Annotated in this window: 14 protein-coding genes; 10 read left to right on the forward strand and 4 right to left on the reverse strand. The window is 75.1% G+C overall.

Annotated elements, in window-relative coordinates; translation table 11 throughout:
• Positions 1-36 precede the first annotated feature (36 nt).
• Entirely contained in the window at positions 37-1731 is a 1695-nt protein-coding gene (locus ACFQH9_RS00700) for a TM0106 family RecB-like putative nuclease (RefSeq protein ID WP_379563117.1), read from the reverse strand.
• 199 nt (positions 1732-1930) lie between these two features.
• Between ACFQH9_RS00700 and ACFQH9_RS00705 the strand changes: the two genes are divergently transcribed.
• From ACFQH9_RS00705 to ACFQH9_RS00725, 5 genes are all read left to right on the forward strand, one after another.
• The gene (locus tag ACFQH9_RS00705) at positions 1931-2638 is read left to right on the forward strand and encodes a DUF6474 family protein (protein ID WP_379563027.1); all 708 of its coding nucleotides are present in this window, start codon (positions 1931-1933) and stop codon (positions 2636-2638) included.
• 80 nt (positions 2639-2718) lie between these two features.
• Entirely contained in the window at positions 2719-3288 is a 570-nt protein-coding gene (locus ACFQH9_RS00710; RefSeq protein ID WP_379563029.1) for a hypothetical protein, read from the forward strand.
• 73 nt (positions 3289-3361) lie between these two features.
• Positions 3362-4129 (forward strand): YcnI family copper-binding membrane protein, encoded by a 768-nt coding sequence (locus tag ACFQH9_RS00715; protein WP_379563031.1) that lies wholly within the window; start codon positions 3362-3364, stop codon positions 4127-4129.
• Entirely contained in the window at positions 4126-4683 is a 558-nt protein-coding gene (locus ACFQH9_RS00720) for a copper resistance CopC family protein (RefSeq protein WP_379563033.1), read from the forward strand. The genes ACFQH9_RS00715 and ACFQH9_RS00720 overlap by 4 nt, the downstream gene beginning before the upstream one ends.
• A 25-nt stretch (positions 4684-4708) precedes the next feature.
• Positions 4709-5677, forward strand: a complete 969-nt coding sequence (locus ACFQH9_RS00725; protein ID WP_379563035.1) for a copper resistance D family protein — start codon at positions 4709-4711, stop codon at positions 5675-5677.
• Positions 5678-5734: 57 nt separating this feature from the next.
• On the opposite strand, the gene ACFQH9_RS00730 is transcribed toward ACFQH9_RS00725, so the two are convergent.
• From ACFQH9_RS00730 to ACFQH9_RS00740, 3 genes are all read right to left on the reverse strand, one after another.
• Positions 5735-6571 carry a pentapeptide repeat-containing protein gene (locus ACFQH9_RS00730; RefSeq protein ID WP_379563037.1) on the reverse strand — a complete coding sequence of 279 codons (837 nt, stop codon included), beginning with the start codon at positions 6569-6571 and terminating at the stop codon, positions 5735-5737.
• An 11-nt stretch (positions 6572-6582) separates the two neighbouring features.
• Positions 6583-7986, reverse strand: coding sequence for a dihydrolipoyl dehydrogenase family protein (locus ACFQH9_RS00735; RefSeq protein WP_379563040.1), 1404 nt, complete (start codon positions 7984-7986; stop codon positions 6583-6585).
• Positions 7987-8074: 88 nt separating this feature from the next.
• On the reverse strand, positions 8075-8737 hold the full coding sequence (locus tag ACFQH9_RS00740; RefSeq protein WP_379563042.1) for an NAD(P)H-binding protein: 663 nt from the start codon (positions 8735-8737) through the stop codon (positions 8075-8077).
• A 350-nt stretch (positions 8738-9087) separates the two neighbouring features.
• On the opposite strand from ACFQH9_RS00740, the gene ACFQH9_RS00745 reads away from it, so the two are divergent.
• The 5 genes from ACFQH9_RS00745 to ACFQH9_RS00765 all read left to right on the forward strand — a co-directional run bounded on the left by ACFQH9_RS00745 (position 9088) and on the right by ACFQH9_RS00765 (position 13827).
• Positions 9088-10116, forward strand: coding sequence for an NAD(P)-dependent alcohol dehydrogenase (locus tag ACFQH9_RS00745; protein WP_379563044.1), 1029 nt, complete (start codon positions 9088-9090; stop codon positions 10114-10116).
• A gap of 60 nt (positions 10117-10176) precedes the next feature.
• Positions 10177-11241: an amidohydrolase family protein gene (locus ACFQH9_RS00750; protein WP_379563046.1), complete on the forward strand. Its 1065-nt coding sequence runs from the start codon at positions 10177-10179 to the stop codon at positions 11239-11241.
• Positions 11238-11930, forward strand: coding sequence for an iron-sulfur cluster assembly protein (locus tag ACFQH9_RS00755; protein ID WP_379563048.1), 693 nt, complete (start codon positions 11238-11240; stop codon positions 11928-11930). The genes ACFQH9_RS00750 and ACFQH9_RS00755 overlap by 4 nt, the downstream gene beginning before the upstream one ends.
• 119 nt (positions 11931-12049) lie before the next feature.
• On the forward strand, positions 12050-12898 hold the full coding sequence (locus ACFQH9_RS00760) for a MaoC family dehydratase (RefSeq protein WP_379563050.1): 849 nt from the start codon (positions 12050-12052) through the stop codon (positions 12896-12898).
• Positions 12898-13827 carry an SDR family NAD(P)-dependent oxidoreductase gene (locus ACFQH9_RS00765; RefSeq protein WP_379563052.1) on the forward strand — a complete coding sequence of 310 codons (930 nt, stop codon included), beginning with the start codon at positions 12898-12900 and terminating at the stop codon, positions 13825-13827. Before ACFQH9_RS00760 ends, ACFQH9_RS00765 begins: the two co-directional genes overlap by 1 nt.
• Positions 13828-14027 lie beyond the last annotated feature (200 nt).

Genomic DNA, 14027 nt, shown 5'->3' on the forward strand with positions numbered 1-14027 from the left:
GGTCCTCCGGCCCGCGCTGGCGGTTTCCGGACACGGTCACAGCTCCGACGCGAGCGGCACCTCGTCGACCGCGCGCGAGGTCATCCACTCGCGCAGCGCCTGGGTGGCCAGCACGTCGTCCGTGTTGTAGCCGAGCAGGCGCTCGCGCTGCGCGGGGTCCGGCGGGGCACCGTCCATGCCGACCGCGTCCCGGTACCAGCGCATCGAGTTCTCCCCGCCGGCCTCCGGATCGCGCCAGCGGAACCCGGCGACCGGGGCGATCTTCTTGAGCCCCTTGCCCTGAGCACACAGGAACCACTCGTTGACCACGGCGAACAGGTCCACCCACCAGTCCGCGGCGATGAACTCGCGGACCTCCGCGAGCGTCGGCACGCCCGGCATGCCCGCGAACCGGGTGGCCGAGGACAGCAGCCAGCGGTTCTCGGCCTGCTCGTTGTAGCAGTAGGCGGCGAAGGTGCGGCCGGTCCGCTCGGCGGCGGCCCGCACACCCGAGAGCCAGGTCCAGAACTCGGCGAAGGACCGCCCCTCGTCCGGGGTGGGCACCGGTTCCCAGGTGGCGAACGCGCGGTAGCCCTGCGGCTCGTCCCCCTCGCGCGCCCCGCCCGGGTAGGACAGCGCCGCGCCCCACAGGTAGGCGCCGGACTCGCCGAAGCTCTCCATGTCGACGTCGACCTCGACGTCCGCACGGCGCACCGGCACGCGCTCCACCCGCCGGGCCACGGCCAGCCCGCGCCGCCAGCCCCGGGCCAGCGCCACCACGTCCGGGAACGGGGTACCCGGCAGCGGCACCGGCGGCTCGGCCAGTGGATCGAGGTCGGCGAGCTCGTCGACCGTGCGGATGCCGACCTCCCGCAGCGCCCCCGCCATGTCGCCCCGCACCACCAGGCTCACGTCCCGCTCCGCCGTGAGCCGGGCCTCGCAGGTCGGCCACCACGGGCACCGCCGACACTCGAGCACGCGGGACGGCTCGGCCAGCGGCTCGGCCCCGGTGGCCGCCGCCAGGGCGACGGCCGCGCGGTCGGCGAACCGCTCGTCGTACTCCTCGAGGGTGCTGCGGTCGCCCGGCCAGTGCCCGGCCCGCAGGTCGTGCCACACCACGACGTCCGCGTCCAGCCCGACGACGCCGCCGCGGTCGGCGCCCTCGACCTCGCCCGGCGGGGCCCAGCCCGCCGTCTGCAGCATCCGGGTGAGGTGCGCCAGCCGCAGCAGGTCCCGCGGCTGCGAACGCACCTTCCGCTCCTCGTCCACGACCGCGAGCTGCGGGAACGGCGCGGTGAGCGGGGTGGTGGCCGCACCGGCGCCGGGATCGGTGATCCGGTGCCGCACGACGATCACGGGCACGTACCCGCCGCCGGGCACCCGGACCAGCAGCTCGGCCGATCCGCGGCGACCCGCCGGGTCGACCGGCAGCACCGCCCCGCTGATCAGCCCGACACCCGCGGCGACCAGCTCGCCCGTCAGCCGGGCGCGCTCGGCGGCCGGCAGACCCTCGGGCACCGCCCGCCACACCCCGGCCTGCGCCCCGCCGACGGTCTCGGCGATCCGCGCACGGTGCTCCCGCACGTCCGCCCGGCGCTGCTCGAGCGCCGGATCGGGCAGGGCCCGCGGCGCGCCGGCCGCGGACGGGTCGTGGTCCAGGTGCACCCGGCGGCGGCACCGGGAGGTCGCCGCCGCGTCGAGCAGCGGGACCGGGTGGCCGTTCGTCGAGGCCGGTGGCGCCGCTGCGGGCACCGCGGGCGCCGATCCCTCGCCGCGCCCGGGCACGGACCCTCCGGGGCCCGCCTGCCCGCCCGCACCGCTGATCGTCGCCGTCACACCCCCGAGGGTAGAGACCGCCACCGACAACTCCGCGCCTGCCACGGCGCGCCACGCCCTCTAGGCTGCCGCTGATCACCGGGAACGGGTACGCGACGCGGGAGGCACGGGACACATGGCACTGCGACGAGGTGGGTCGCCTGCCGCCGCGACGGTCGGGAAGAAGGCCGCGAGGATCGAGAGGAAGACGGCGAAGGCGGCCGACAAGGCCGAGCGGAAGGCACGCAAGGCCGCCGAGCAGGCCGGCGACGCCGTGAGCCGGGCCGCCGGGACCGCGCTGGCCGCTGTCGAGGCCGTCGCGACGGACAAGCCCGGTCGCCGGGCCGCGAAGAAGGCCCGCAAGGAGGCGGGGAAGGCGCAGAAGGCGCTGGCCAAGGAGGCCGGCACGGCCGCGCCCAAGGACCTGACCCCCGCCAGCACCAAGCGGCTGATCGCGGTCGGCAAGGCCGTCGCGCCGCTGCTCGCGCCCTACGCGATCGCGGCCGGTGCGGTCGCCCGGGACCGCTGGGACGCCTACCGCGCCCGGCAGCTCGGCGTGCCCGCCGACCAGCTCGGCCGCTACACCGGCCGCGGCGGCGCGCTGCACGCGCGCATCTCCCGCGCGGGCGAGGCGCTCACCGAGCTCGAGAGCGCGCCGGACGCGACCCCGGCCGCCACCGCGTTCGTCCGGGAGATGCGGCCCCGGCTCGCGGACCTGGCCGTGGCCGTCCGGGCCGCCGAGCAGATGCCCGCGGCCCGCCGCCGCACCGCGTTCCGCGCCGTCGCCGGCGAGCTCGACCGGGTCGAGGACCGGCTGCTCGACCTCCTCGGCATCCGGTCCTGACCGGCTCCCGGCCCGGCCCCTGGTCCCGCCCCTGACCCGCCCCTCGGCGACCGGGTCCCCCTCGGCTACCGTCTGTGCCCATGCAGCCCCGGACCGGCCCGTTCGGGGCCGGCCCGCCGACCGGACCGGCCCACGCGCGGGCACTGCGCGGCGCCGTGCTGGCCTCGCTGAGCACCCTCCTGACCGGCCTCGGGCACCTGGCGGGTGGCGGCACGCTGCCCGACCTCGGCCTGCTCGTCGTGCTGCTGCCCCTGCTCGCGCTGGCGGTCACCTCGGCCGCCGAGCGGGCCCGCGGGCCGGTGGGCACCGTCCTGGTGCTCGGCGCCGGGCAGTTCGTGCTGCACGAGCTGCTCGAGTTCCTCGGGCACGACCACGGCGGCGCCACCTCCGGCACGCAGATGCTGGTGATGCACGCCGTCGCCACGGTGCTCTCCGGGCTCCTGCTGCGGGACGCCGACCGGCTGCTCTCGGCCCTGGCGCGCGCGCTGCGCCGGGTGCTGCCCCGCCGGTCCGCGCCGCTCCCCGCCGACGCCCCGCTGCGCACCCTCGCGGTGCCCGCGGCCGGGATCGTCGGGCACGTCCGCCGCGCCGCCGTCGGCGCCGTCCTCCGCCGGGGTCCGCCGGCACCGGGTCCGATCGCCGCTTCCTGATCGCACCCGCCGGTCCCCGGGGACCGGTCCGCACCCCGCGCGCCGACGACCGGCGCGCCGAGAGGACATCGAAGTGCTCACCCGCACCCGCCGTACCGCGCTGCGCGCGACGGCCGTCACCGCCGCCGCCGGCGGCCTCCTCCTCGCCGGGACGGTCCCGGCGTTCGCGCACGTCACCGCCCAGCCGAGCACCGCCGAACAGGGCGGCTACGCCGTCATCTCGATGCGCGTGCCCAACGAGTCCGACACCGCGGGCACCACCAAGCTCGAGGTCACCTTCCCGACCGACCACCCGGTCACCTCCGCCCGCACCACCCCGCAGCCCGGGTGGACCGCCGAGGTCACGAAGGGGAACCTGCCCGCACCCGTCGACGTCGACGGCCGGCAGGTCACCCAGGCCGTCACCAAGGTCACCTGGACCGCGCAGCCGGGTACCCGCATCGGACCCGGTCAGTTCGTGGACTTCCCGCTCTCGCTCGGCCCGCTGCCGACCGGCACCGACCAGCTGGTCCTGCCCGCCGTCCAGACCTACGACGACGGCCGCGTCGTCGCCTGGGACGAGCCGACCACCCCCGGCGCACCGGAGCCGGAGCACCCGGCCCCGACCGTCACGCTGACGGCCGCCACCGGCGACGGGCACGGCGGCCACGACGGCGCCGCGGCCGCCGGGACCGAGCAGACCGCGTCGAGCACCGACACGACCGCCCGCTGGCTGGGCGGCGTCGGGCTGCTGCTCGGCGCGCTCGGGCTCGGCCTGGGCGGCGGCGCGCTGCTGCGCAGCCGCCGTCCGGCCCCGACGCCCTCGCCGCGGAGCGAGCACAAGGTGGGGAGCGACACATGAGCCGCCTGGCCCGTCTCGCCGCCGCCGGCCTGCTCGCCGGGCTCGCGCTGCTGCTCGGCGCCACCCCGGCGCTCGCGCACGCCGAGTTCGAGGGCAGCGACCCGGCCGACGGCGCCACCCTGGACACCGGTCCGCAGAAGGTCACGCTGACCTTCAGCGACACCATGCAGCAGGGCTTCAACACGATCACCGTGATCGGCCCGGACGGCAAGGACTACGTCACCGGCGAGGTCCGGGCCCAGGGCGACTCGGTGAGCGCGACGGTCGGGCCGCTCGGCCCGGCCGGCCGCTACGAGATCGGCTACCGCGTGCTCTCCGACGACGGCCACCCCGTCTCGGGCAAGGTCGGGTTCACCCTGACCACGGCCGGGACGGGCACCGGCAGCTCCGCCCCGCCGATCCCGTCGGCCGAGGCCGCACCCAGTGCCGCCCCGGCCGCACAGACCGCGCCCGCCGAGGAGTCCGGCGGGATGCCGGTCTGGCCGTGGATCGTGGGCGCCGTGGTGCTCGTGGGGGCCGGGGTGGCCGTCGCGATGCGGCTGGGGCGGTCGTGACCGCGCCGGGCCGGGGGCGGGCCTGATGGGGGCGCCGACCGCGAGCCGGGGACCGTCCGCCGAGCGGGCGGCCCCGCTCGTGTGGACCGGGCTCGCGGGCGACGCCGCCCTCCTCGCCGGGGTCCTGGCGCAGGCCGCCGGGATCACCCTCGTCGCCACCGGCCTCCGGGGCCTGACGGACGCGGCCGCGGTCGCGTGCGTCGGGCTCGGCCTGGTCACCGTGCTGGTCCCGACCTCGGCGCGCGACGCCCGCGGTACCACGGTGATCCGCCGTGGCGACCGCGCGACGGTCGTCGTGGCGGGGGTCTGGCTCGCCGCGGTGCTGGTGTCGGTCGCGGCGCGCACCGCGGAGGCCGTCGGTCGTCCGCTCGGTGCGCTCACCGGGGCGGACGTCGGTGCCTTCGTCACCCGGGTCGCGGCGGGCCGCGGGATCGTCCTGACGGCGTTGTGCGCGGCCGCCGTGCTCGGCTGCGCGATCGCCCGGCTGCGCAGCCCGGACTCGGTGCCGGGCCGGGTCGTGCTGGTCGCGGCCCTGCTCGGCGCGCTGACCCCGGCCGTCACCGGGCACACCGGCTCGTCCCCCGAGCACTCGCTCGCGGTGGTCACCGTGGCGTTCCACGTGGGTGCCGCGGCTCTGTGGGTGGGCGGGCTCGGCGTGCTGCTCCTGCTCGTGGCGCCGCACCGCGCGCTGCTCGACCGGGGCCTCCCGCGCTTCTCCCGGATCGCCACGGTGTGCCTGGTGGGCACGGCGGTGACCGGGGTGGCCAACGCGCTGCTCCGGCTGCCGTCCCTCGGGGACCTGCTCACCAGCAGCTACGGCGCGCTGATCCTCGCCAAGACCGGGCTGATCGTCGTGCTCGCCCTGCTCGGCGGCCTCGCCCGCCGACGGCTGCAGCGCGGCACGCTGCCCGTGCTGCGCTGGGCGGGGGTGGAGGTCACGGTCATGGCGGTGACCATCGGGGTCGCCGCCGCCCTGAGCCAGACCGCCCCCTGACCGCGTGGTGGCGCCCGGGCGGGTCGACGGCGGCGCTCGGGGGTGCGACCCGAGGGCTCAGCGGCGCTTCGACCGCCGCCGGCCCTGGCTGCGCGGGCGGGCGGGTGCGGAGTCGCGCGGTGCCGCGGTCCAGTGGTCCGGGCGCTCGAACCCCTCGGGCAGGCGCGTGGTCGCGTCGCCCCGGGCCGCGGTGAGCTGCGGCGGCACCAGGAACATCACCTCGCGGAGGTCGGCACCCTCCAGCCGCGCACCGCGGAGGTCGGCGCCCGTGACGTCGGCGCCGCGCAGGTCCGCCCCACGCAGGTCGGCGCCCAGCAGCAGCGCGCCGCGCAGGCTCGCCCGCCGCAGGTCCGCGCCCCGCAGCCGCGCACCGACCAGGTCCGCACCGCGGTGGTCCGGCCCTTCTCCGCGTGCCGCCTCGCTCGCCGCGACCAGCAGCGGGTTGACGGCGCGGCGGTGGGCCTCGACGTCCAGCGTCGCCAGCTCCGCAGGGTCCAGGCCCGCGAGCTCCTCGGTCCGGGCGATCGCCGCGCCGAGGTCGTCGGCCAGGACACCGCCACTCAACGAGCGCGCCTCCAGCAGGTACCGCAGCAGCTCGTGCAGTGTTTTGAGCTGCGGGAACGCCGCGAACACCGTCGTGTCGCCGGCGCGTCGGTCCGTCCGCGCCGACAGTGCCTGCCCCGCCCCGAAGCAGTCGAAGACCGTGCAGCCGACCATGCCCCGCGGCCGCAGCTCGGCGTGCACGCCGCAGCGGGCGTCGGCCTGCAGGTGCCGGCAGGGCGTGCCCGCGGGCTTGGCGAAGGCGAAGTCGGCGGAGCGGGCGAAGGCCGGCGCCACGCAGCACAGCCCGGTGCAGCGGCGGCAGTCGGCGCGCAGGTCGATCAGGTCGAGCACGTCCTCCGAGGCTACGCCTGCGGCTCCGACCGGTACGTCTCCAGCAGCCGGAGCCAGACCTCGCTGATCGTCGGGAAGGACGGGACCGCGTGCCACAGCCGCCCGATCGGCACCTCACCGGCGATCGCGACGGTCGCGGAGTGCAGCAGCTCGGAGACGTCCTGGCCGACGAACGTCGCCCCGACCGGCACCTCCCGCGCGGTGTCGACGACGAGCACCGCGGCGCCGTCGTAACCGTCGGCGTGCAGCAAGGAGCCCGCGACGGCGATCGGGATCTCCACGGTCCGCACGGGGATCCCGGCTGCGCGCGCCCCGTCGGCCGTCCTGCCGACGTGCCCGACCTCCGGGTCGGTGAACACGACCTGTGGCACGGCGTGGTGGTCGGCGGTCATCGCGTGCTCGCCCCAGGGCGCGGTGTCGAGGGCCGCGCCGTGCGCCCGGGCGACGATCGCGTTCCCGGCGATCCGCGCCTGGTACTTGCCCATGTGCGTGAGCGGCGACCGGCCGGTGACGTCGCCGGTCGCGTACAGCCACCCGCCGTCGACGCCCCGCACCAGCCCGGAGTCGTCGATCACGAGTGGTCGCCCCGGCTCCAGGCCGACCGTCTCGACCCCGGCGTCGCCGGTGCGCGGGCGCCGGCCGGTGGCGAGCAGCAGCTCGTCGACCTCGATCGTCTCGCCGCCGGTGGTCAGCGCGATCGCGTCGCCGGACTTCGCCACGCCGTCGAGCCCCTGGCCGAGGCGCAGGTCGATCCCGTCGGCACGCAGCGCCGCGGCGACCTTCTCCCCCGCGACGGGCTCGGCGGAGGTGAGCAGCCGATCGCCCCGCACGAGCATGGTGACCTGCGAGCCCAGCCGCGCGTAGGCCTGCGCCATCTCGCAGGCGACCACGCCGCCGCCCAGCACCCCGAGCCGGCGCGGTGCCTCGTCCGCCGCGGTCGCCTCGCGGGACCCCCAGGTCCGGACGGTGTCGATGCCGTCGACCGGCGGGGTGACCGGCGTGCTCCCGGTGGCGACGACGACGGCGTGCCGGGCCCGGTAGACGTCGTCGCCGACCGTCACGGCCTTCTCCCCGGCGAGCCGCCCGTGCCCCCGGACCAGCGTGATCCCGGCCGACCCGACCCACTCGGCCTGGCCCGAGTCGTCGCCGCGGGAGGTGAAGGAGTCCCGACGGGCGAACACCGCCCCGGGGTCGAGGTCCGCGGTCACGCCCGGCAGCCGGCGCGCGGCGGCGACCGCGCTCGGCGTGCGCAGCAGCGCCTTCGACGGGATGCACGCCCAGTACGAGCACTCCCCGCCGACCTTCTCGGCCTCGACCAGCGCCACCGACAGGCCGCCGCGGTGGGCGTAGTCGGCGGCGTTCTCCCCGACCGGGCCCGCGCCGATCACGACGACGTCGAACTCGTGCTCGCTCACCCGCACTCCTCCCGTGGCGACACCGCGCCACCCCGCCGATCGTTCCCGCGCGCCCGCACCGGGTCCGCCCTTCCCCGATCCTGGCCGGTCAGGGCCGGACGGCCGCCACGGCCTCCAGGATGTCGTCGTCGCCGCCCATCAGCTCGAGCGTCAGCCCCGCCGTGTCGGGGGCCTCGAGGAGGGCGGCCAGCACGGCCGCGGTGTCGTCCCGGGCGATCGGCGTGCGCTCGAGCGGACCCGCGGACAGCCGCACGCGACCGACGCCCGGGTCGTCCGTGAGGGGGCCCGGGCGCACGACCGTGAGGTCGAGGTCGGACCGGTCGCGCAGGGCGTCCTCGGCGGCCTTCTTGGCGCGGACGTAGGCCACCCACACCTCGCCGCGGTCCGGGTCCGGCTCCTGGTCCACCCCGGTCGAGGAGACCAGCAGGTAGCGGCGGACCCCCGCCTCCTTCGCGGCGTCGGCCAGCAGCTCGGCGGCGGCCCGGTCCACGGTGTCCTTGCGTTCGGCGGTGCTGCCCGGGCCCGCGCCGGCGGCGAACACCACGGCGTCGGCCCCCTCGAGGTGCGCCGCGAGCTCGGTCGACGACGCCTGCTCCAGGTCCAGCACGGCCACGGACGCACCGGTGGCCTCGACGTCCGCCCGGTGCTCCGGGTTGCGCACCACGCCCACCACCTCGTCGCCGCGGTTCGCCAGCAGCGTGGCGAGCCGGAGCGCGATCTTGCCGTGTCCTCCCGCGATGACGGTCCGCATGAGGGCGACGCTAGCGGCGCCCGGGCGACGCCGCCGGTCGACGGGCGCTCGTGTTCCACGTGGAACACGAGCGGGTGAGGCCGGGCCCCCCTCCCTCCCCCGAAGGGCAGGCCGTCGCAGGATGAGACACCCGGCCTGGCGGACCTCACGTCGCCCGCGCCGATACCGTCCTCGCAGGTCAGAGACGAATCCGCGGGCGTTCCACGACCGCCGCAGCGCACCGGTCGAACGCAGTACGTGCCCGATTCGCCCTTTTTCTCACATGGCGGAATTTGCTGCCTTGTGACGCCACACACCGTGATCGACGGTGATCGGGACCACAACGGCAGCGACTCCGAGGAGGTACGGGCGTGAAAGCCGTCCGGGTGCACGAGTACCACTCCGATCCGAAGATCGACGACATCCCGGAGCCCGAGATCCAGGGCCCGCTCGACGTGATCGTCAAGATCGGGGGCGCCGGCGTCTGTCGCACGGACCTGCACATCATCAACGGGGACTGGGCGGAGGCGCAGAACCCCACGCTGCCGTACGTGATCGGCCACGAGAACGCGGGCTGGATCGAGGCGGTCGGCGACGGAGTCACCAACGTCGCCGTCGGGGACACGGTGATCCTGCACCCGCAGCCGTCGTGCGGGCTCTGCCTGGCCTGCCGCCGCGGCCGGGACATGCAGTGCGAGAACGCGTTCTTCCCCGGCCTGTCGAACAACGACGGCGGCATGGCCGAGTACCTGCGGACCACCGCGCGCGCCTGCATCAAGCTCGACCCGAACACCAACCCCGCCGACGTCGCCGCGCTGGCCGACGCGGGCATCACGGCCTACCACGCGGTGCGCAAGGCGGTCCCGGAGCTCTTCCCGGGCACCACCGCCGTGGTCCAGGGCGCGGGCGGGCTGGGCCACATCGCGATCCAGACGCTCGCGGCGATCACCGGGACCCGGATCGTCGTCGTCGACAAGAACCCGGACGCGCTCGCGCTCGCCAAGCAGATCGGTGCCGACGAGACCGTCCAGGCCGACGGCAACCACGTCGAGGCCGTCAAGGACCTCACGAACGGCCGCGGCGGCGACGTGGTGTTCGACTTCGTCGCCGAGCAGGGCGCCGAACTGGACGCCTGGCAGATGACCGCCCCGGCGGGATCCCAGTACATCCTCGGTTACGGCGGTGAGTTCAAGGCCCCGACGCTCGACTTCGTCGGCGGCGAGAAGAACGTCATCGGCAACATCGTCGGCACCTACGCCGACCTCACCGAGCTCATGGTCCTGGCGCAGGCGGGGAAGGTCACCCTGCACACCAAGCAGTACCCGCTCGACGCGGCGCTCGACGCGCTGCACGACCTCGACGCCGGCCGGGTCCGCGGCCGCGCGATCTTGGTCCCCTGATCCACCACCCCCAGCAGTGCCTCTCTGACCAGCACCGACGCTGACGGAAGGAACCACCACATGTACGAGAAAGACGGAGAGAAGTACTTCGTCGTCGACTCCCACAGTCACTTCTGGGACGCGTCCAAGGAGAACTGGGTCGAGGGCAAGGAGCAGTTCGCCAAGGGCTGGATCGACTGCTTCTACGGCTACCACCAGCTCGGCCCGCCCGAGACCCACTGGGACTGGGAGAAGTACCTCAAGGTCACGCCCGAGGACTTCGAGCGCGACATGTTCATCGAGGGCCACGTCGACCACGCGATCTTCCAGTCGACCTACCTCAAGGAGTGGTACAAGGAGGGCTTCAACACGATCGAGCAGAACGCCCAGCTCCTGGAGCGCTGGGGCGACAAGCTCATCGTGAACGGCCGCTTCGACCCGCGTGAGGGCGACGCCGGGATGAAGCAGCTCGAGGCCGACGCGAAGAAGTACAACCTCAAGGGCGTGAAGCTCTACACCGCGGAGTGGAACGGCGCCTCCCGCGGCTACAAGCTGACCGACCCCGAGGCGTACGAGTTCCTGCAGGCCGCCCAGGAGCTGGGGATCAAGAACATCCACGTCCACAAGGGCCCGACGATCTGGCCGCTGGACAAGGACGCGTTCGACGTGGCGGACGTCGACCACGCCGCGACGGACTTCCAGGGGCTCAACTTCATCGTCGAGCACGTGGGTCTGCCGCGCATCGAGGACTTCTGCTTCATGGCGGTGCAGGAGCCCAACGTCTACGCCGGCCTCTCGGTGGTCATCGGCGGCCTCATGCACGCCCGCCCGAAGTTCTTCGCCAAGGTCATGGGCGAGCTGCTGTTCTGGGTCGGCGAGGACAAGATGACCTTCGGCTCCGACTACAACATCTGGGTGCCGAAGTGGCAGGTCGAGGGCTTCGTCGACTGGCAGATGCCCGACGACGACCAGTTCGCCGACTACCCGCGGCTCACCACCGCCTCGAAGAAGAAGATCCTCGGCCTCAACGCCGCGAAGCTCTACGACATCCCGGTGCCGGCGGAGTGCCAGCTGCCGACCTCGGCCGACGAGCCGATGCAGCCGGGCGAGGAGCTCGTCGAGGACAAGGCGGGTGCCCAGGCATGACCGATCTGCCCGCCGAGGTCTGGCGGGCGCTGGGGACGGTGCTCGACCCGGAGCTGGACGAGCCCATCACGGATCTCGACTTCGTCGAGTCGTGCACCGTCTCCCCCTCGGGGGAAGTCACCGTGGGGCTGCGCCTGCCGACGTTCTTCTGCGCCCCCAACTTCTCCTTCCTCATGGTCGCGGACGCCTACGACGCCGTGTCGGCGGTCCCCGGGGTCACCCGTGCGGTGGTCTCGCTGGCCGACCACCACGCGTCGGAGGAGATCAACGGCGGGGTGGCCGCGCACGCCGGGTTCGTCGGCTCGTTCGAGGGCGAGGCGACGGCGGAGCTCGACGAGCTGCGGCACATCTTCCTGTCCAAGGCGGCGCTGGCCGGGCAGGACCGCCTGGCGCGGCCGCTGGTCGACGAGGGGGTGGGGCCGGACGAGCTCGCCGAGCTCACCCTGGCCGACATCCCCGACTCCATGGAGCTGCGCAGGCTCCGGGACCGGCGGATGGCGATCGGGCTGCCCTACGAGAACGACGCGCCGCTGCTGATCCACTCCGACGGCAGCCGGGTCACGGCCGCCCAGGTGCCGCTGCACCTGCGGCGGGCGCGGCTGCAGCGGGTCGGGATCGAGACCAACGGCGAGTACTGCAAGTCCCTGCTCAAGACGCGCTACTCGGAGGAGGCGAAGGCCAGGGCGTGAGCCGCTGAGCGACGACCGGGGTCCCGCGGGGGTGGTGGGCCCCGGTCCAGTCGTTCTCGGGGGTGGTCGCGGGCGGATCATCGGGCTAACTTTGATGCAGCTGGATCAAAGGAGATCTGATGCCCCTCGCGCCCGACCTGCTCGGCACCCGCGGCGAGCCCGCGGAGTTCGCCTGGACCCGCGACGACGTGCTGCTCTACGCGCTCGCCGTCGGCGCGGGACAGGAGGACCCGCTCACGGAGCTGGCCTTCACCACGGACAACACCGAGGGCCTCACGGCCCTCGCCCTGCCGACCTACGCCGCGATCGTCACCCGGGTCGGCGCGGTGCCGCTCGGCGACATCGACCACACGAAGCTCGTGCACGCCGAACAGGCCGTGCGGCTGCACGCGCCCCTGCCCGTCGAGGGTCGCGCGCGGGTCACCGCGCAGGTCACCGGGGTGTACGACAAGGGCAGCGGGGCGCTCGTGGAGACCACGTGCGAGGCCGTCGACGCCGCGACCGGCGCGCCGCTCGCCACCACGGTCGGCTCGGCGTTCATCCGCGGCGAGGGCGGCTTCGGCGGCCCGCGCGGCGGTGCGCAGGCCCCGCCGGCGCCCGACGGCCCGCCCGACCACGAGGTCCCGCTCGCCACCGCGCCGAACCAGGCCCTGCTGTACCGGCTGACCGGCGACCGCAACCCGCTGCACACCGATCCGGCCTTCGCGGCCCGCGGCGGGTTCGACCGGCCGATCCTGCACGGCATGTGCACGTACGGCTTCACCGCGCGGGCGTTGCTGCACACCGTCTGCGACGGCGACCCGGCCCGCTTCGGCTCGATCGAGGGCCGGTTCACCGCCCCCGTCTACCCCGGCGACCGGCTGACGGTGTCGATCTGGCGGGACGAGACCGGCGGAGCGGTCTTCCGCACCACCCGCGACGGCGACGGTGCCGTGGTCCTCGACCGCGGCCGGCTGCGGGTGGCGTGATGGGGGTGCTCGAGGGACGGGTCGCGATCGTCACGGGCGGGGCGAACGGGATCGGGGCCGCGATCTGCCGGCGCTTCGCCGCCGAGGGCGCGGCGGTCGTCGTCAACGACCTGGGCGGCGGCACGGACGGCAGCGGGGTCGACGAGGGCCGGGCCGAGGCCGTCGCCGCGGAGATCCGGGCCGCGGGCGGCCGGGCGGTCGCCGACGGCGGCGACGTCTCCGACACCGCGACCGGGACCCGGCTGGTGGAGACCGCCGTGCGCGAGTTCGGCGGGCTGCACGTGCTGGTGAACGCGGCCGGCATCCTCCGCGACCGGATGATCTTCAACATGTCCGACCAGGAGTGGGACGACGTGATCCGCGTGCACCTGCGCGGGCACTTCTCCACCTCCCGCGCGGCGGCCGCGCACTTCCGGGCCCAGCGCCGCCCCGACGGCCACTTCCGGATCGTGAACTTCACCTCGCACTCCGGGCTGGAGGGCTCCCCCGGACAGGCCAACTACGCGGCCGCGAAGATGGGCATCGTCGGGCTGACGTACTCGCTGGCCCAGGGGCTGTCCCGGTACGGCGTGACGGCCAACGCGATCGCGCCGGCCGCCGCGACCCGGCTCGTCGCCACCGTGGCGGAGAAGGACCGGGCGGTCGCCGAGCGCCCGGAGGACGGCGACCCGGTCCGGTCCCCGGACAACGTCGCCGAGCTCGCGCTCTACCTGGCGAGCGAGCGGTCCGACTGGCTGACCGGGCGGGTGCTGAGCTCGGTGGGCTTCGGCGTGGGGGTCTACGAGAACCCGACGCTCGCGGCCGAGGCGCAGTCGGACGGGCCCTGGTCCTTCGACGACCTGGCCGCCGCGCTGGAGAAGGACGTCCGGGCGGTCGCCGACGGGCTGCCGCCCAGCCTCTTCGCGGACCAGATCGCGCGGCGCTCCTGACGTCGCATCAGGGAACCGTGACGCGCTCTCGATCCCGGGAACTGTGCGTCATGGTTCCCTGATGCGTGCACGGAGCCTCATTGGCTCTTCTGTCTTGTTGCGCGCACTGTGGTTCCACAACGCGCGCAGGGAGCCTCATCGCCCGCACCGTGGTTCCACATTGCGCACACGCGGCCTGATTGCGCGCATCCTGGTTCCCT

Origin of the sequence: Pseudonocardia lutea (genome assembly GCF_042658055.1) — a bacterium.
Lineage (GTDB): Bacteria > Actinomycetota > Actinomycetes > Mycobacteriales > Pseudonocardiaceae > Pseudonocardia > Pseudonocardia lutea.

Excerpts from the sequence above, each read along its gene's own strand:
- ACFQH9_RS00705 (WP_379563027.1), top strand. The coding sequence starts at position 1,931 with ATGGCACTGCGACGAGGTGGGTCGCCTGCCGCCGCGACGGTCGGGAAG.
- ACFQH9_RS00710 (WP_379563029.1), top strand. The coding sequence starts at position 2,719 with ATGCAGCCCCGGACCGGCCCGTTCGGGGCCGGCCCGCCGACCGGACCG.
- ACFQH9_RS00720 (WP_379563033.1), top strand. The coding sequence starts at position 4,126 with ATGAGCCGCCTGGCCCGTCTCGCCGCCGCCGGCCTGCTCGCCGGGCTC.
- ACFQH9_RS00725 (WP_379563035.1), top strand. The coding sequence starts at position 4,709 with ATGGGGGCGCCGACCGCGAGCCGGGGACCGTCCGCCGAGCGGGCGGCC.
- ACFQH9_RS00740 (WP_379563042.1), bottom strand. The coding sequence starts at position 8,737 with ATGCGGACCGTCATCGCGGGAGGACACGGCAAGATCGCGCTCCGGCTC.
- ACFQH9_RS00750 (WP_379563046.1), top strand. The coding sequence starts at position 10,177 with ATGTACGAGAAAGACGGAGAGAAGTACTTCGTCGTCGACTCCCACAGT.
- ACFQH9_RS00755 (WP_379563048.1), top strand. The coding sequence starts at position 11,238 with ATGACCGATCTGCCCGCCGAGGTCTGGCGGGCGCTGGGGACGGTGCTC.
- ACFQH9_RS00760 (WP_379563050.1), top strand. The coding sequence starts at position 12,050 with ATGCCCCTCGCGCCCGACCTGCTCGGCACCCGCGGCGAGCCCGCGGAG.
- ACFQH9_RS00765 (WP_379563052.1), top strand. The coding sequence starts at position 12,898 with ATGGGGGTGCTCGAGGGACGGGTCGCGATCGTCACGGGCGGGGCGAAC.